Origin of the sequence: Methylobacterium sp. Leaf125, from assembly GCF_001423085.1 — a bacterium.
GTDB lineage: Bacteria > Pseudomonadota > Alphaproteobacteria > Rhizobiales > Beijerinckiaceae > Methylobacterium.
In genome coordinates this window covers 249,423-265,554 of sequence record NZ_LMNU01000023.1, presented here as the reverse complement: position 1 = coordinate 265,554, position 16,132 = coordinate 249,423, and the positions used below count along the sequence as shown (strand labels likewise).

The window sequence follows — 16,132 nt, the reverse complement described above, 5'->3', positions numbered from 1 at the left end:
CGCGCACCGGACGAGCCGGCGACGCTTCTGCCGGGGGGAACGTCACCCCCGTTGCTCCATTGACTGTCCACACGGGGTCGCTTCCCCAGATGGAGTCATGGAATGCCGCCGATCTTCACCGCTGATTTCGAGACCCGCCGCGATGCCGAGATGAGCGTGGAGCACCTCGTGCAGGAGCACGGCCTCGACCGGAAGGCGATCACGGTCGTCTCGACGGGCGAGCGCAACAGTGCCGGAACCGAGCAGGCCGGCGGCGATCTGGAGGACGGGCGGAAGAAGGGCGAGACCGAGGGCGAGCCCGCGCTGACGGCGGCGATCCAGGTTCGGGTCGACGCCGATGCCGCGCAGAAGGGCGTCATCGACGAGTCGTTCTCTACCTTCGGTGGAAAGACCGTTCAGCGCTGACGCGCGAGGTTCAGGCCGCGAGCGCGGTGAGGCTCGTCTCGGGCCGCGCCGTGTCGCGCGGTCCGAACAGGTGCTGGTGCAGGGCGTTCGGGCAATGGACGCGCCCCGAGGGATCGGTGATCTTCACCTCGGTCATCCCCGCGGTCATCAGCGACCAGCCCTGCTCCACGGCGCCCAGGATCGAGCTGTGGCGGAAACTGAAGCACCGCTCCGAGACGCGCGCGCTGACGGTGAAGCTCACGGACTGAGATCCTTGGCTGATCGCTCGGTCACCCGGTCGCGGGTCGCCGGCGAGAATGGGGGGAAGAGACGACGATCGGGGGAAGACAGTTGGGCAGCGCCTGGGGTTGCGCCGCCGCCGGGTTGCGTGTGCACCGCAATAATGGCTTCCGGTTGACGAAGCCTGAGCAAAAACGAGCCCGGTGCGATTGAGACCGCGCTCACGCGGGAACGTGATCGGCGAGGGCGCGGACCGCGCCCAGGACGGCGTCGGGATGCTGGTGATGCAGCATGTGCCCGGTCCCCGACAGGAGGGTGAAGGCGGCGCCCGGAATCCGGTGCGAGGCCCAGTATCCGTGTCGCGGCGTACTGACCACGATGTCCGAGTCGCCGGCGAGGATCCGGACCGGCACCCGGCAGGCCTGATAGGACAGGGCGCTGCGGGTCAGGCCCGACATCAGGCCGGCCGCATCCTCCCCTTCGGCCACCAGTTGTTCCGCGGTTCCCGCGAGGCCGAACGGGTTGGCGGCCGCGTAGCCGGGGGGCATCGTGGCCGGCAGGAACATCGCGTTCCAGAGCAGGGGCAGCAGCGCCGGGTCCATCGCGCGGCCGAGGACGCGCGACGCGAAATGTCCGCCGGGGGCCGCCCGGGGGCAGAAGAGAAGGTGTTCCAGGCGCGGCTCGGGGAAGCAGATCGGCGCCAGGGCGACGACGCCGGCGATCTCTTCCGGGAACTGGAGGCCGTAGGCCAGCGCCACCGCACCACCGTAGGAATGCCCGACGATGATCGGCCGCTCCAGGCCGAGCGCCCGAACGCCGTCGCGGATCAGGGCCGCCTGTTGCCAGAGATGGGCATCGCTGGCGCCGCGGCGCCTGCTGAAGCCGTGGCCCGGTCGGTCGACGGCGATGACCCGGAACTGCTCGGCGAGGCGAGGCACCGGTCCGAGCCACATGTCTTCCAGGGTCATCAGCGTGCCGTGGATGACCACGACCGGCGCTCCGGTCCCGGCTTCGGCATAGGCCAGCGTGCGCCCGTCCGGCAGGTCGAGGGTCGATCGGGGCACGAGACGCTCGGAGACCGCGGGCGAGACCCGGCCGACCGGGCTGACGAGGGATCCGGCCGCCATCAGAGCGGACGCCGGCGACGGCGGCTCTGTCCGGCGAGGAAGGCGGTCGCGGCGAGGCCGAGACCGAGCCGAAGCGCCGTCGAGGCCGGATGAAGGGACGCCCTTGTGTAGGTGCTGCTTCGCTGCACGTAGCCGGGCTGGTCGCCCCGCGTCTCGCCGTCCTGTCCGGGGCCGTGCAAGGTGCCGTCGGGATTGCGCGGGGCCTCGCGGCGCTTCTGGAGGGCGATGATCGCGGGCGCCAGCAGATCGTAGGTGCCCGGCGAAAATTCCTTGAGACTGGTCAGGGCTTTGCCCCCGCCGCCGACGACGATGTCGCGCTCGGGATGCACGGCGGCATGCAGGATGGCGCGCGCCACCTCTTCCGGCCGGTAGACCGGGGGCGGCAGCATCGGCTCGTGATCCATGTAGTTGCGCGCGCGGTGCGGCAGCGGCGTGTCGATGGAGGTCGGCTTGATCAAGGTCACCGAGATCGGTGCGCCTTCATCGGCGAGCTCCATGCGGAAGGCGTCGGTGAATCCTTTGATCGCGTGCTTGCTGGCGCAGTACATGCCCTGGAAGGGGAAGGCGAGGTCGCTCGCGACACTGCCGATATTGATGATGCTGCCCCCCCGCTCGCGCAGGTGATCGGCCGCGATCAGCGTGCCGTAGACCGTGCCCCAGAGGTTGGTCTGAAGCAGGCGCTCGTGATCGGCATCGGAGACCTTGCTGAGTGGCCCGTAGATGGTCAGGCCGGCCACGTTCACCCAGGTGTCGAACCCACCGAAGGCAGCGATGGCGCGGTCCGCGACGGCCTGGACGTCGGCGCGCTGGCCGACATCCGCCGCCACGGCGACGGCGTGACCGCCCGCGCCCTCGATCTCCCGCGCAATGCGCGCGAGGGTGTCGCCGCTGCGGGCCGCCAGGACCACCCGGACCCCGGCCTGGGCTGCCATGCGGGCCGTGGCGAGACCGATGCCGCTCGAAGCTCCCGTGATCACCATCACCTGATCGCGCAGCGCCTTCCGGTGTCGCATCGTGCCCATTCCCCGCCCGTTCGCACGGATCGCCACCGGCGTCCTCGAACGCTTACTCGCGGGAGGCCCGCGGGTTCTGTTCCCAGGGCGCGCCTGCGCGGTTTTCACGCGCGGCTTCGCCCAGGGGAAGAGGCGCGGCGGGCGGCGATGCCGCTGGCTTTGGCGCGCCGCATGACTACCTTGCAGCCTGTGACCGAGATCCTGTTCTACCACCTCCAGAATCAGCCCCTCGAGACGGTGCTCCCGAACCTGCTGGAGCGCTCGTTGGAGCGCCAGTGGCGTGCGACCATCCAGGCGGCCAGCGAGGAACGGCTCCAGGCGCTCGACGACCAGCTCTGGACGTACAGCGACGACAGCTTCCTGCCGCACGGGACCGACCGGGACGCCGACGCGGCCAGCCAGCCCGTCGTGCTGACCCTGAAGGCGGTGAACCCGAACGCTGCCTCGATCCGCTTCCTGGTGGAAGGCGCCGACCTGCCGTCCGATGCCGCCGACTATGCGCGGATCTGCGTGCTGTTCGACGGCACCGACCAGGATTCGCTGCTGCGCGCCCGCGAGCAGTGGAAGGAGGCGAAGGCCGCCGGACACACCATCGCCTATTGGCAGCAGGACGAGGACGGCCGTTGGCAGAAGAAGGCCTGACGTCGTCCCCCTACCGACCATCGCCGAGAGGATCCGCCATGATACGTCTCGCCATCGGCCTCGCGGCCCTGCTGATCGCGACCCCGCCCCTGCAGGCGCAGCCCGCCCCGCAGGGTGAGCGGCCGGCCGAGGCGCGAAGAGCGCCCGAGCCGCGCGCCCCCCAGGGCGGCAAGCTCCCCGCGGACGTGGTCACCGAACACAGCGTCACGCTCCCGGATGGGCGCACGCTCGCCTTCACGGCCCGCGCCGGCAGCCTGCCCCTGGTCGACGAGGCCGGCAAGCTCCAGGCGGAGATCGCCTTTATCGCCTACAGCCTGGCCGGCCAGGGCGGCGGCAAGACGGGGGACGCGGCGCGCCCCGTCACCTTCGCGGTGAATGGCGGGCCCGGCGCCGCCTCGGCCTACCTGAACATCGGGGCGATCGGGCCCTGGCGTCTGCCGGTGGAGGGCGCCAGCATCAGCCCGTCGGCACCGATCGGCCTGGTGCCCAATGACGGGACCTGGCTCGACTTCACCGACCTCGTGTTCCTCGACCCCGTGGGCACCGGCTACAGCCGCGCGGCCGATGGCGATGCCAAGCGCTACTGGAGCATCGATGCCGATGCCTCCGTGCTGGCCTCGGCCATCGCCCGCTGGCTGCGCACCAACGACCGCATGGCCGCGCCGAAATTCTACGTGGGCGAGAGCTATGGCGGCTTCCGCGGTCCGCTGATCGCCTCGAAGCTCCAGGAGGAGATCGGCGTCGGCCTGTCGGGCATGGTTCTGCTCTCGCCGGTGCTCGATTTCGCTTGGCTGCAGGCACCGCGCACGACGCCCTGGGGCCACGTGATCAAGCTGCCGTCCTTCGCGGCGGCGGCCATCGAGCGGGCGGGCGGCAGCCCGACGCGCGAGACGATGGCGGACGCGGAGGCCTACGCCACTGGGCCCTACCTCGCCGATCTCCTGAAGGGGCCGTCCGACAGCGCCGCCGTGGCCCGGCTGGGCGACCGGGTCGGCGCCCTGACCGGGCTCGACCCGAGCTTCGTCCGGCGGCAGGCCGGCCGGCTCTCGGGCCAGAGCGTCCAGCGCGAGATCGGCCGCGATACCGGCCGCGTCGCCAGCGCCTACGATACCGGCGTGACCGGCTGGGACCCGGACCCGAATGCCGCCTATTCGGGCTTCGAGGACCCGCTGCTGACCGCGCTCCAGGCGCCGCTGACCAGCGCGATGATCGCGCTCTACAACGACACGCTGAACTACCGGGTGCCGGATCTGCGCTACGAGTTGCTCAACACCGCGGTGAACCGGGGCTGGACCTGGGGCGGCGGCCGCTCGGCGCCCGAATCCCTCGGCGCCCTGCGCGGCGTGCTGGCCCTCGACGGCAACATGCGGGTGCTGGTCGCCCACGGGTATACCGACCTGGTCACTCCGTATTTCGCGTCGAAGCTCCTGATCGACCAGATGCCGGCCTATGGCGGCGGACGCCTCGATCTCGCCGTGTACCCGGGCGGGCACATGTTCTATTCCCGACCGGATTCGCGCGCCGCGTTCCATCGGGACGCGGCGGCTCTCTACGCGGCCGCGCTCAGCGCGCGGAGCCCCGCGCAGCGCTGAGGACCCGTGTCGTGCCCGCTTCCCACCTCCCGCGCCTGCTCATCCTGGCCGCGCTTGCGGCCGGCGGCCTGTCCGCCTGCACCAGCACCAGCACCGAGACCCGGGCGCCCGAGCCGCTCCCCGTCGCCGCGCCGCGGCCCGCACCCGCCCCGACGTTCCAGGGACCCGTCCTGACCGGGGACGGGACCTGCACGGCGCCCGCGCCGGCCGGAGCCCCCGCGATCGAGATCGGCATCGGCGAGTGCGACCTCGTCCGGCTCAAGGGCAAGCCGCCCACCGACGTGCTGGTGGGGGAGGGGCGCGCTGGCCGCGAGGTGCAGGTGCTCTACAACGAGCCCGGCGCGAAGGAGCTGTACTTCTTCGTCAACAACCACCTCGACCGGATTGTGAAGTGAGGCACCGGCTCAGCGCTCGGTGAGCTTCATCTCGATGCGGCGGTTGCGGGCATAGGCCTCCTCGGTCGTGCCGGCCTCGATGGGCTGGAACTCGCCGAAGGCGGCGGCGAGGAGGTGCTGGGGCGGGATGCCCTTGGCCACCATCGCCTGCACGACCGCGATGGCGCGGGCCGCCGACAGCGCCCAGTTCGAGGGGAACTGCGCGCTGGCGATCGGCCGCGCATCGGTATGCCCGTCGATGCGCAGCACCCAGGGAATGTCGGCCGGGATCTGCTTGGCGAGGTCGAGGATCGCACCGGCGATGCGGTCGAGCTCGGGCCCGGCCTCCGGCTTCAGGCTGGCGGACCCCGCCGGGAACAGCACCTCGGATTGCAGGACGAAGCGGTCGCCGACGATGCGGATGTCCGGGCGGTTGCCGAGGATCTGGCGCAGGCGGCCGAAGAAGTCCGAACGATAGCGCGCGAGCTCCTGCACCTTCTGGGCCAGGGCCACGTTGAGGCGGCTGCCGAGGTCGGCGATGCGGGCCTGGCTCTCGCGGTCGCGAGTCTCGGAGGCCGCGAGGGCATCCTCGAGGGCGGCGAGCTGCCGCCGCATCGCCGCGATCTGCTCGTTCAGCAGGTCGATCTGCGAGACGGCCCGCGCCGTGTTGGCGCGCTCGGCCGCCAGCTGCCTGTCGACCTCGCCCTGGCGCCCCGCCGCGCCCTGGGACGCGTCGGCCTGAGCCTTGAGGCGGTCGCGGTCGGCCTGCGCGCCGAGCAGGGTGCTGCGCAGGGACGAGGCCTGCTCCTCCTGCGTCTTGCGGGTCGAGCGCTCCAGGGCCAGCAGGTCCGTCAGGTCGGCGATCTGGCGATTGAGCCGGGTCAGCACCGAATCGCGGCCGCTGATCTCCTGGGAGAGGAAGAACTGGCCGACCACGAAGATCGTCAGCAGGAAGACCACCGCGAGCAGCAGCGTCGCCAGGGCATCGACGTAGCCCGGCCAGACGTTCAGGCTCCGGTCGCGGCGACCGCGCGTCGAGGCCATGTCAGGTCCGCTCGCGGCCCAGGCGCTCCAGCACCTGCTTCAGTTCGCGCTCGCGCGTCGCCTGGGCCTCGACCCAGTCGCGAATCATCTGCTGCTCGGCGCGCATGTGCTGCACGAGCCCCTGGATGCCTTCCGCGAGATTCGTCATGGCCTGGGTGGCGACGCGCCCGTTGGCGCCCTCCGCCACCACGGCGGTCAGACGGTCCACGGCCTCTTTCAGTTCGCGGGCGCTGGCAGGGTCCTGTATCGGCAGGGGCGCGGGTTGCACCTTCGCCGGGGCCGCGACCTCGACACGACCCTGTGGTATTTCGCCGGAGAGGAGCCAGTCCTCCAGCTCGTTGTGGAAGCGCGCATGCGCCTGCCCGGCCTGCAGGTCGAGGAAGCCGATGATCAGCGAGCTCGCGAGGCCGAACAGCGAGGCCGAGAAGGCGAGACCGATGCCCGAAAGGGGCACCGCGAGGCCGTTCTTCAACTCGTCGAACATCGCCGCGGCCTCGCCGCCGCCCCGCATGGTCTTGATCACCGACCCGACCGCGCTCAGCGTGTCGATCAGGCCCCAGAACGTCCCGAGCAGGCCCAGCAGGATCAGCAGGCCCGAAACGTAGCGCAGAATTTCGCGGCCCTCGTCGAGGCGCGCGGCCGCGGTGTCGAGGAAGGCGCGGCTGGTGGTCAGGGTGAGGCCGTCGTGCCGGGCGGCGATGGCCGGTGCCAAGGGCGCCATCAGCGGTGGCGGCCGGCTCGGGCTCTCGCCCGCCGCCACGGCATTGACGTAGGTCACCTCCCGGTAGAGCCGCACCACCTGCCCGAAGGCCAGCAGCACGGCGATGAGCAGGACCCCGAGGATGAGCCCGTTGAGACCCGGATTGGTGAGGAAGGCCGGCGTGATCTGACGGAACAGGACGAAGGCGAGAAAGCCGACCAGGATCAGGAAGACCAGCATCCGGACGAGGTAGATGCCCGGCTTGGCGATCGTCGCGGGTGCGGGTGGGGTCGCCATCGGCTGGGGCACACTCTCAACGCGGAACTGTCGCCCCGCGCAGAGCGAGCGGGGCGAACGCGCCGGCACATTGCAGGGTGGTTCGGCGCCGATCAAGTCGCCCGCGGTTTCGTTCCGTGGATGGGCGCTCCGTTGCGCCGGCTAATCCCACGCTCGCGGCCACGTCTCCTCCAGATGCGGTCCGAGGCGTACCGCGGCCACGCTCCTGGCGAGGCCCGTCGCGTCGTCGGTCTCGACCGCGATCCCGCAGAGCGTCCCTTCGCCGTGGGCCACTTCCAGGCGGGCTCCCGGCGTCTTCTGCAGGAACCGGCGCAGGGGCTCCTCCTTCTGCATGCCGAGGATCGAGTCGTAGTCGCCGCACATGCCGGCATCCGAGAGATAGGCGGTGCCGCCGGGGAGAATCCTGTGATCCGAGGTCGGGGTGTGGGTGTGGGTGCCCACGACCAGGCTGGCGCGGCCGTCGAGAAAGTGACCGAAGGCCTGCTTCTCGCTCGTGGCCTCGGCGTGGACGTCGACGATGACGGCATCCGCCACGGCGCCCAACGGGCAGACGGAGAGTTCCCGTTCGGCCGAGGCGAAGGGATCGTCCAGGGCATCCATGTAGAGCCGGCCCATGACGTTCAGGATGAGCACGCGGGCGCCCTTGCGGGTTTCCACCACGGTGGCTCCGCGGCCAGGTGTGCCCGGGGGATAGTTTGCCGGCCGGACCAGACGGGTCTGCCGCTGGATGAAGACGAGGGCCTCGCGCTGGTCGAAGGAATGGTTGCCGAGCGTCACCGCGTCGGCCCCTGCCTGGAGGAGTTCGTCGCAGATCGCTTCCGTAAGCCCAAACCCACCGGCGGCGTTCTCGCCGTTGATGACCACGCAGTCGAGGCGCCAACGTTCACGAAGGGCCGGCAGTCGGTCCGAGATGACAGTCCGGCCGGGACGGCCCACCACGTCGCCGAGGAAGAGAATGCGCATTGCGGGAAGTCAGGTCCGTATCAGCGGGACCGGCCCCGCTTCGGTGACGAGATGATCGAGGGGCTGATCGTGCGGCTCGGACGGGACCGCGTCGACGGCCTGGACCGAGAAGGCGATCCCGATGGTGAGCACGGGACCGTTCCGCGAAAGACGCTCGATCGCCTGATCGTAGTAGCCGCGACCGTAGCCGATGCGATGGCCACGGCGATCATAGGCCGCCAGCGGCACGAGGAGCGCGGTCGGATCGAGCGGCGGCAGGTCGTCGTGCGGTTCACTGAGACCGAAGCGACCAGCGACGAGGGCCTCGCCCTCACGCCATTCCCGGAACACCAGCCCTTCGGAAGTGACCTTCGGCAAGGCGATGCGCTGGCCTCGCGCAAACAGGAGGCGGGCGAGGGGACGCGGATCGACTTCGCTGCGGATGGGCCAGAAGGCCCCGACAATCTCGGCCTTGGTCAGCGCCCCGATGGTCATCACCGTCTCGGCAATCCGCATCGAACCAATGTGCCGATCCGCCTCTCGGAGGGCATCACGGCGGGCCAGAGCCTCGTTGCGGAGGGCCGCCTTGCGGCTGGAAACGGATATCTCGGAGGGAGAAAGATCTGAGTGCGGAGCCACGTGAGCCGTTGGAGTGTCGATCCCGGGAAACCTACAATGTAGGTGGGCGCCGTGTTGGCCAAGTCCAGGGACAAGGCCAGGGACAGCTCCCTGGGGAGTCGATAAGGCCCCGGGGAAAAGTTCTCCTGACGGACCCGGCAGCCCCGCAGATCCCATGTAGCGACGGTACGCGTCCCGCGCCAGGGGGGCGCCGGTTCGACCCGCAGAAAACACGAGCGAGATAAGCGCTCGACGCTTCGCTGACTGGCATTGAGTCGACCTAGCGTGTTCAGCCGGCCGAGATGACGTGCGCAAGGCGCTCGATCCGTTCGGCACAGCGCACGAGTCCCTCGGCAAGCCGCTCCTCCGCGGCTGCACGCACCGCTTCGGCCGACTCCACCGTTTCCCTGAGGGCGGCGGCTTCCTGCTCGAGCGCGGCTAGGCGTCCTTGTACCTCCTGTAATTCGTCAGCCTGCATCAAGGCGGCCATTACGTGGAGGCGCATGTCGCCGATTTCGCCGAAGGATCGGCGCATCTCCACGATCCGTCCATCGAGTCCCTCAGCCAGGGCAGTCAGGTGCGCCTCCTCACCTTCGGCGCAGGCCATCCGGTAATTCTTGCCGTCGATGGTAACGTTGATTTGGGGCATCGGGCGTTGGGTCGCTGGAGCGTTGAAGTGCGAAACTTAGCGGAGTGCGCGGGACGGCGTCAGTACGCCTTCGACGGCGTCGATCGCTCGCCCGAGGCGGTGATCGATATCGGACGAGGTCGCCTCGACCTCTGCGAGGCGCGCGCTCGCCGCATCGAGTTCGGCGGCGAGCCTCGCCCGGTCCTCGCCCATGATCGCGAGCTCGGTTTCCAAGTCGCTGGGATCGCGCTCGGCCTCGAAGCGCTGCGTGACCGCACTCTCCAGCCGTGAGAGCACGGCTTGGAGGCGCTGCAGCGCCAGATCGACGGTCTGGCTCACGGATGGATGCCCTTCACTTCTACCTGCTTCTATCCGACGAAGTCGTTCACGCCACGCCTGAACGCCAGCACGGTATCCACCGTGAAACGGTTATCCACCCCCTGCGCCGGGCGATGTAACCTTTGCCTCGATTTGTCACCATGTTAGAGACCGGCCGCTCGCAGACCGGCTATACGGCAGCACGCGACGGGCTCAGGCGATAGGGCAGGGATCTGTCCGCCGCCCTGGGCACCGTCCTGCCGCGCGCTACCTCGGTCTTGGGCTGTGTTTGCGTGCCCGAGCCTGCGCGGCAGTTCATCTGCCGTTCAATCGGGACTCGCACAGAGCGGGCAACGGATCGAGGCCTGACATCCGGTCAAGCCGCGACGATCAACTTGCTGGAGGGTGCTGCGTGGCCGGCGCCCGATTATGGGAAGGACTCACGCCGTGTCGGTGAAGGTTGCCATCAACGGGTTCGGACGCATCGGCCGCAACATTCTGCGCGCCATCCATGAGGCCGGCCGCCAGGACATTGAGGTGGTGGCGATCAACGATCTCGGCCCCGTCGAGACCAATGCTCACCTGCTGCGCTTCGACTCGATCCACGGTCGGTTCAACGCCAAGGTTGAGGTCGACGGCGACTTCATCGTCGTTGACGGCAAGCGCATCAAGGTCACCGCCGTTCGCAATCCGGCGGAGCTGCCGCATCGCGAACTCGGTGTCGATATCGCCCTCGAGTGCACGGGCATCTTCACCTCGAAGGACAAGGCCAAGGCCCACCTGGATGCTGGGGCCAAGCGCGTCATTGTCTCGGCACCGGCCGACGGAGCCGACCTGACCGTGGTCTACGGCGTCAACCACGACAAGCTCACCACCGACCATCGCGTGATCTCGAACGCGTCTTGCACCACCAACTGCCTCGTACCGGTGGCCAAGGTGCTGAACGATCTCGTTGGGATCGAGCGTGGCTTCATGACGACGATCCATTCCTACACGAACGATCAGCCATCGCTCGATCAGATGCACAAGGACCTTTACCGGGCCCGTGCCGCCGCACTTTCGATGATTCCGACTTCGACTGGCGCCGCGAAGGCCGTCGGTCTCGTGCTGCCGGAGCTTAAAGGCAAGCTCGACGGAACCTCGATCCGCGTGCCGACCCCGAACGTCTCGGCTGTCGACCTCGTGTTCACCGCCAAGCGCCAGACCACCGTCGAGGAGATCAACGACGCGATCCGCGCAGCTGCGGACGGTCCCCTCAAGGGCGTACTGGCCTACACGGACCAGCCGAACGTCTCGATCGACTTCAACCACGATCCGCACTCGTCGACCTTCCACCTCGATCAGACCAAGGTCATGGACGGCACCTTCGTGCGCATCCTGTCCTGGTACGACAACGAGTGGGGCTTCTCGAACCGGATGGCTGACACGGCCGTGGCAATGGGCAAACTGCTCTAAGCCGCATCGCCGTATCCTGACGGGTTGAACGTTCCCGAAGACCACGCGAAGACGAGCATGGTGTGCCTGACATGACAGAGACCTCCCCCTCCGGACGCGGCTTCGTTCCAGGCACTTCAGCAATCCCGCCGGCGGACTCCCCGCCGGCGGTGGCTACTGCCGGTCAGGCTCCTGCGGGTCCCGTCGTGGCCGGCAAGGTGGAACCTCTGTCATCGCACGGCGGCACTGCCGGCGGCGATCAGCTCGCCCGAATCGAGGATAAATGCTCCCGGATCGAGGACAAGTACGCTCGCTCTGAGGCGCTGTTGTCCCGCGTCGAGGAGAAGGTCGAGGGCGCCGCTGGCCGTATGAACGAGGCGGCCCGCCAGAGCGATCTCTCCGCCTTGCGCAGCGAGGTTCGCGCCATCGCGGATCGCACGCGCGGCCTACCCGGGTCCGGCGCCTTGGTGCTTACCGCCATCATCACCGCCGTTCTCACGGTTGCGCTCACCATCGCGGCGCAGCGCTTCCACCTCGATGCGATGCTGCCCCCGCGCTGATTTCCTCGTCCTGCCCGACTGAAGCCAAGGCCCCGATGACCGCTTTTCGAACCCTCGACGATGCCGGCCCGCTGAAGGGCAAGCGCGTTCTCCTTCGTGTAGACTTGAACGTTCCGATGGAGGGCGGGCGCGTCACCGACGCCACCCGCATTGAGCGAATCGTGCCGACGATCAATGAAGTCGCCGATAAGGGCGGCCGCGTCGTACTGTTGGCCCATTTCGGACGACCGAAAGGTAAGCCCGTCAGCTCCGAGTCGCTGGAGCCCGTGGTCGAGCCTCTCAGTCAGAAGCTCGGCCGTCCCGTTGCCTTCGCCGAGGATTGTGTGGGTTCGGCTGCGGCAGAAGCGGTCGCGCGCCTGGAGGACGGGGACGTTGTCCTCCTTGAAAACACGCGTTTCCACGCCGGCGAAGAGAAGAACGACCGGGCTTTCACCGAGCAGCTCGCGGCGAACGGCGACCTCTACGTGAACGAGGCCTTCTCGGCGGCGCACCGGGCGCACGCTTCCACAGAGGGGCTGGCACATCTGCTGCCGGCCTATGCGGGCCGCCTGATGCAGGCCGAACTCGACGCTCTCACCAAGGGGCTTGAGGCTCCTGCCCGCCCAGTCATTGCTCTCGTCGGCGGGGCGAAGGTTTCCTCCAAGATCGACCTTCTCCAAAACCTCGTGGAGAAGGTCGACATGCTGGTCATCGGCGGCGGGATGGCCAACACTTTCTTGCACGCGCAGGGTAAGGCGGTTGGCAAATCGCTTTGCGAGAAGGATCTTGCCGAGACTGCCCTTCGCATCATTGTGGCAGCCAAGGCGGCCAAGTGTCGGATTATTCTGCCGGTCGATGCCGTCTCGGCCTCTGAGTTCAAGGCCAACGCCGCGCACGAGACCGTCACGGTCGATGATGTGCCGGAAACAGGAATGATCCTTGATGCCGGGCCTGCCTCGGTCGCCGAGATCAACGCGGCCATCGACGAGGCCGCCACTCTGGTCTGGAACGGCCCCCTAGGTGCCTTCGAACTGACCCCGTTCGATGCCGCAACCGTGGCAGCCGCCCGGCACGCTGCTGAGCGTACGCAAGCTGGGAAGCTTGTCTCGGTGGCGGGTGGCGGTGACACGGTCGCTGCGCTGAACCATGCAGGTGTAGGCGAGACCTTTTCCTACGTATCAACTGCCGGTGGCGCCTTCCTGGAGTGGCTTGAGGGCAAGGAACTGCCGGGCGTCGAGGCCCTGCGCGCCAAAAGTTGATCGCATCCGCGACCCAGCGCGTCAGGGAATGACGGCCGCCGTTTATTGACGCTGCGCCCCCTGGCCGAAATGCTGTCTTGCGACAGTTGCAACGGATCCGCAAAGGTCCGAAAAGACGACCGAATTCGGATGGATCGCGTTTTCTGGCGCGACAACTGGTGGATCGCCTCGGCGGCGGTCGTATCTGTGGAGAAACCTATGGCCCGCATCACCCTGAGGCAGCTCCTGGACCATGCCGCCGAGCATGAATACGGCGTGCCGGCGTTCAACCTGAACAACATGGAGCAGGGTCTCGCCATTATGGCCGCGGCGGATGCGACTGATTCCCCGGTGATCCTGCAGGCGAGCAAAGGCGCGCGTGCCTATGCCAACGACATCGTCCTGGCCAAGCTCATCGACGGTCTTGTTGAGATTTATCCTCATATCCCCGTCTGCATGCACCTCGACCATGGTAGCGACGAGGCCACCTGTGCCACCGCTATTCAGTACGGCTTCACCTCGGTGATGATGGATGGGTCGCTGAAAGCGGACGGCAAGACCCCGGCCGATTACAACTACAATGTCGAGATCACCCGCAATGTCACGAAGATGGCCCACTGGGCGGGCGTCTCGGTGGAGGGCGAACTCGGCGTGCTCGGCTCGCTCGAAAGCGGACAGGGCGAGGCCGAGGACGGCCATGGCGCAGAGGGCGTGCTGAGTCACGACCAACTCCTTACCGATCCCGACGAGGCTGTGAAGTTCGTCGAAGCCACCAAGGTCGATGCGCTGGCGGTTGCCATGGGCACCTCGCACGGCGCCTACAAGTTCACTCGCAAGCCCGACGGCGACGTCCTGGCAATGAATATTATCGAGGAGATCCACCGCCGCCTGCCCTCGACCCACCTTGTGATGCACGGCTCGTCGTCGGTACCGCAGGACTTGCAGGACATCATCAATCAGTATGGCGGCGAGATGAAGCCGACCTGGGGAGTGCCGGTCGAGGAGATCCAGCGCGGCATCAAGCACGGCGTGCGAAAAATTAATATCGACACGGATAACCGGATGGCGATGACAGGCCAGATTCGGAAGATCCTGGCCGAGAATAAGGCTGAGTTCGATCCGCGCAAATACCTGAAGCCCGCCATGGAGGCGATGACGAAGCTCTGCAAGCAACGCTTTGAGGAGTTCGGTACCGCCGGTCAGGGTTCTAAGATCCGCCCGGTTTCCGTGGCTACCATGGCCAAACGCTACGCCAACGGCTCCCTCGATCCGAAGATCGGTGCGGCGGGCTGAGCGTCAGAAGGACCCTGTATGTCGGAAACTCGCACCCGCCTCGCCCTGCTTAGCCCCCACCGAGTCGAGGCCGGTGACGCCGACGCGCTTAGTGCAGCGATCACGGCCGCCTGTGCGGCCGGTGATGTTGCAGCTGTCATTCTGAGGCTTGCCCCAGCCGATGAGCGAAGCTTGGTGAACCTCGTCAAGCGCTTGGCACCGACGGTACAGGAGGCCGGTGCGGCCGTGGTTGTCGCCTGTACAAATTTCGACGGCGACCTTGTGAGCGTGTCGGCCCGCGGTGGCGCCGATGGCGTCCATCTCGACAAGCCGCGGGAAGGCGACTTACGCGGACTGCGCGAGCGCTTGGCCGACGGACGAATTCTGGGAGCCGGCGGTCACGAGCAGAAGCACGCCGCAATGGAGGCCGGTGAGGCTGGCGTCGACTACGTCATGTTCGGTGGTCTCTACGCGGATGGGATGGCTCCCGATCCTGAGACGGTTCTTGATCGCGCCGGGTGGTGGACCGAGATCTTCGAGACGCCGTGCATCGCCGTCGCACATGCCGCGGATCAAGTCGGGCCGCTCCTGGCCACGGGCGCGGAGTTCCTCGGCCTAGAAAGCCCGCTTTGGATCGGCCAGGACGCTGACGTCGCCACAATCCAAGTGCAGGTTGCCGCTGCCGCGGAGACGGCCGCGTGAGACTGTTGTTCAGCCTTCTGGCTCTGATGTTTGGCCTGTCTGACGTCTGGGCCGCGTCGTCCCTATCGCCGGAAGCAGCCAAGCCAGCGACGCGTGAGGTCTTCTCTGCCCCTCTGAAGGAACTGCCGACTCCTTATTCGCCCAACGCTATGCGGGCGGTACCCTTCACCGCGAAGCCTAGCGACAAGTCGGCGGATACGGCCTTTGGTGCCTACCAGCGTGGGCAATACACCACGGCGTTTCGCGAGGCGACAAAGCGAATTGCGGCGGATCCGAAGGATGCGGCGGCGATGACGCTGCTAGGCGAACTCTACAATCAGGGTCTCGGTATCAAACAGGATCCGGTCAAGGCCGCGGAATGGTACCGCCTTGCGGCGGCGCAGGGAGACGTGCACGCGATGGCGTCGCTGGGTCTGATGTCCATCGATGGGCGGGGCGGCGCCAAAGACATGAAGACCGGCCGGCAATGGCTCGAAAAGGCTGCTGAGACTGGCGACACTACGGCAGCCTACAATCTCGCCTTGATTCTTCTGGGGACCGGCACTGAGCCGGATCAAGCTCGGGCTGCCACCCTGTTCCGCAAGGCGGCCGAAGGGGAGATCGGTGCGGCTCAGCACGATCTCGGCGTCCTCTACCTACAGGGGCGCGGTGTGCAGAAAGATCCGACTCAGGCTGCCGAATGGTTTCGGCGTGCGGCGGATAACGGTGATCTGGCCGGCGAGGTTGAGTTCGCCATCCTTCTCTTCAACGGGACGGGTCTGCCGAAGGACGAAATGCGTGCGGCGCGTTATTTCCAGCATGCCGCCGCCCGCGGAAATGCGATCGCACAGAACCGGATTGCGCGCCTGTTCGCGGTCGGGCGTGGCGTTCAAAAGAATTTGGTCGAGGCGGCTGCCTGGAACCTCGCGGCGTCTGCGCAGGGTTTGTCCGACGCCTGGCTGGACGAGAACCTGAAAGGCCTTGAGCCGGCCGAGCGCACACGCGCCGAAACGCTTGCTGCGGATCGAGCGAAGGTCAATTAGCGGAGT

The 16,132-nt window shown here is 67.7% G+C and carries 19 protein-coding genes and 1 other RNA gene; 10 read left to right on the top strand and 10 right to left on the bottom strand.

From position 1 onward, the window contains the following. Window positions 1-102 precede the first annotated feature (102 nt). Entirely contained in the window at window positions 103-405 is a 303-nt protein-coding gene (locus tag ASF58_RS17540; RefSeq protein WP_055955290.1) for a hypothetical protein, read from the top strand. A 10-nt stretch (window positions 406-415) separates the two neighbouring features. On the opposite strand, the gene ASF58_RS17535 is transcribed toward ASF58_RS17540, so the two are convergent. The 3 genes from ASF58_RS17535 to ASF58_RS17525 form a co-directional block, all read right to left on the bottom strand. Continuing rightward, complete coding sequence (locus tag ASF58_RS17535) at window positions 416-646, bottom strand: hypothetical protein (RefSeq protein ID WP_055955287.1); 231 nt, start codon at window positions 644-646, stop codon at window positions 416-418. A 199-nt stretch (window positions 647-845) separates the two neighbouring features. Continuing rightward, a complete protein-coding gene (locus ASF58_RS17530) occupies window positions 846-1,751 on the bottom strand; it encodes an alpha/beta hydrolase (protein WP_055955284.1) in 906 nt (301 codons plus the stop codon). Further along, window positions 1,751-2,764, bottom strand: a complete 1,014-nt coding sequence (locus tag ASF58_RS17525; RefSeq protein ID WP_055955492.1) for an SDR family oxidoreductase — start codon at window positions 2,762-2,764, stop codon at window positions 1,751-1,753. The genes ASF58_RS17530 and ASF58_RS17525 overlap by 1 nt, the downstream gene beginning before the upstream one ends. A 189-nt stretch (window positions 2,765-2,953) precedes the next feature. On the opposite strand from ASF58_RS17525, the gene ASF58_RS17520 reads away from it, so the two are divergent. The 3 genes from ASF58_RS17520 to ASF58_RS17510 are packed head-to-tail and all read left to right on the top strand — an operon-like array spanning window position 2,954 to window position 5,393. Further along, the gene (locus ASF58_RS17520; RefSeq protein ID WP_055955281.1) at window positions 2,954-3,406 is read left to right on the top strand and encodes a DNA polymerase III subunit chi; all 453 of its coding nucleotides are present in this window, start codon (window positions 2,954-2,956) and stop codon (window positions 3,404-3,406) included. Between the two features lie 38 nt (window positions 3,407-3,444). Beyond that, window positions 3,445-4,998 (top strand): peptidase S10, encoded by a 1,554-nt coding sequence (locus ASF58_RS17515; RefSeq protein ID WP_082513144.1) that lies wholly within the window; start codon window positions 3,445-3,447, stop codon window positions 4,996-4,998. A gap of 11 nt (window positions 4,999-5,009) precedes the next feature. Next, the gene (locus tag ASF58_RS17510; protein ID WP_156375767.1) at window positions 5,010-5,393 is read left to right on the top strand and encodes a hypothetical protein; all 384 of its coding nucleotides are present in this window, start codon (window positions 5,010-5,012) and stop codon (window positions 5,391-5,393) included. Between the two features lie 9 nt (window positions 5,394-5,402). On the opposite strand, the gene ASF58_RS17505 is transcribed toward ASF58_RS17510, so the two are convergent. From ASF58_RS17505 to ASF58_RS17480, 7 genes are all read right to left on the bottom strand, one after another. Further along, window positions 5,403-6,416, bottom strand: a complete 1,014-nt coding sequence (locus ASF58_RS17505; RefSeq protein ID WP_055955275.1) for a peptidoglycan -binding protein — start codon at window positions 6,414-6,416, stop codon at window positions 5,403-5,405. Window position 6,417: 1 nt separating this feature from the next. Continuing rightward, window positions 6,418-7,413 (bottom strand): MotA/TolQ/ExbB proton channel family protein, encoded by a 996-nt coding sequence (locus tag ASF58_RS17500; protein WP_055955273.1) that lies wholly within the window; start codon window positions 7,411-7,413, stop codon window positions 6,418-6,420. 141 nt (window positions 7,414-7,554) lie between these two features. Further along, entirely contained in the window at window positions 7,555-8,376 is an 822-nt protein-coding gene (locus ASF58_RS17495) for a TIGR00282 family metallophosphoesterase (protein WP_055955269.1), read from the bottom strand. Window positions 8,377-8,385: 9 nt separating this feature from the next. Continuing rightward, window positions 8,386-8,994, bottom strand: a complete 609-nt coding sequence (locus ASF58_RS17490; RefSeq protein ID WP_055955267.1) for a 5-formyltetrahydrofolate cyclo-ligase — start codon at window positions 8,992-8,994, stop codon at window positions 8,386-8,388. Then, window positions 8,984-9,141: non-coding RNA, 6S RNA (gene ssrS / locus ASF58_RS25245), on the bottom strand. Before ssrS ends, ASF58_RS17490 begins: the two co-directional genes overlap by 11 nt. A gap of 121 nt (window positions 9,142-9,262) precedes the next feature. After that, window positions 9,263-9,622 (bottom strand): cell division protein ZapA, encoded by a 360-nt coding sequence (gene zapA, locus ASF58_RS17485; RefSeq protein WP_055955265.1) that lies wholly within the window; start codon window positions 9,620-9,622, stop codon window positions 9,263-9,265. Window positions 9,623-9,658: 36 nt separating this feature from the next. After that, a complete protein-coding gene (locus tag ASF58_RS17480) occupies window positions 9,659-9,940 on the bottom strand; it encodes a DUF4164 domain-containing protein (RefSeq protein WP_055955263.1) in 282 nt (93 codons plus the stop codon). 426 nt (window positions 9,941-10,366) lie between these two features. On the opposite strand from ASF58_RS17480, the gene gap reads away from it, so the two are divergent. From gap to ASF58_RS17450, 6 genes are all read left to right on the top strand, one after another. Further along, a complete protein-coding gene (gene gap / locus ASF58_RS17475; RefSeq protein ID WP_055955260.1) occupies window positions 10,367-11,374 on the top strand; it encodes a type I glyceraldehyde-3-phosphate dehydrogenase in 1,008 nt (335 codons plus the stop codon). Between the two features lie 71 nt (window positions 11,375-11,445). Then, a complete protein-coding gene (locus ASF58_RS17470; protein WP_055955257.1) occupies window positions 11,446-11,913 on the top strand; it encodes a hypothetical protein in 468 nt (155 codons plus the stop codon). Window positions 11,914-11,948: 35 nt separating this feature from the next. After that, on the top strand, window positions 11,949-13,151 hold the full coding sequence (locus ASF58_RS17465) for a phosphoglycerate kinase (protein ID WP_055955254.1): 1,203 nt from the start codon (window positions 11,949-11,951) through the stop codon (window positions 13,149-13,151). Window positions 13,152-13,349: 198 nt separating this feature from the next. Further along, window positions 13,350-14,423, top strand: coding sequence for a class II fructose-bisphosphate aldolase (gene fba / locus ASF58_RS17460; RefSeq protein ID WP_055955251.1), 1,074 nt, complete (start codon window positions 13,350-13,352; stop codon window positions 14,421-14,423). Window positions 14,424-14,441: 18 nt separating this feature from the next. Then, complete coding sequence (locus tag ASF58_RS17455) at window positions 14,442-15,104, top strand: thiamine phosphate synthase (RefSeq protein ID WP_055955248.1); 663 nt, start codon at window positions 14,442-14,444, stop codon at window positions 15,102-15,104. Continuing rightward, entirely contained in the window at window positions 15,101-16,126 is a 1,026-nt protein-coding gene (locus ASF58_RS17450; RefSeq protein ID WP_244477374.1) for a tetratricopeptide repeat protein, read from the top strand. Before ASF58_RS17455 ends, ASF58_RS17450 begins: the two co-directional genes overlap by 4 nt. The last annotated feature ends 6 nt before the right edge of the window (window positions 16,127-16,132 follow it).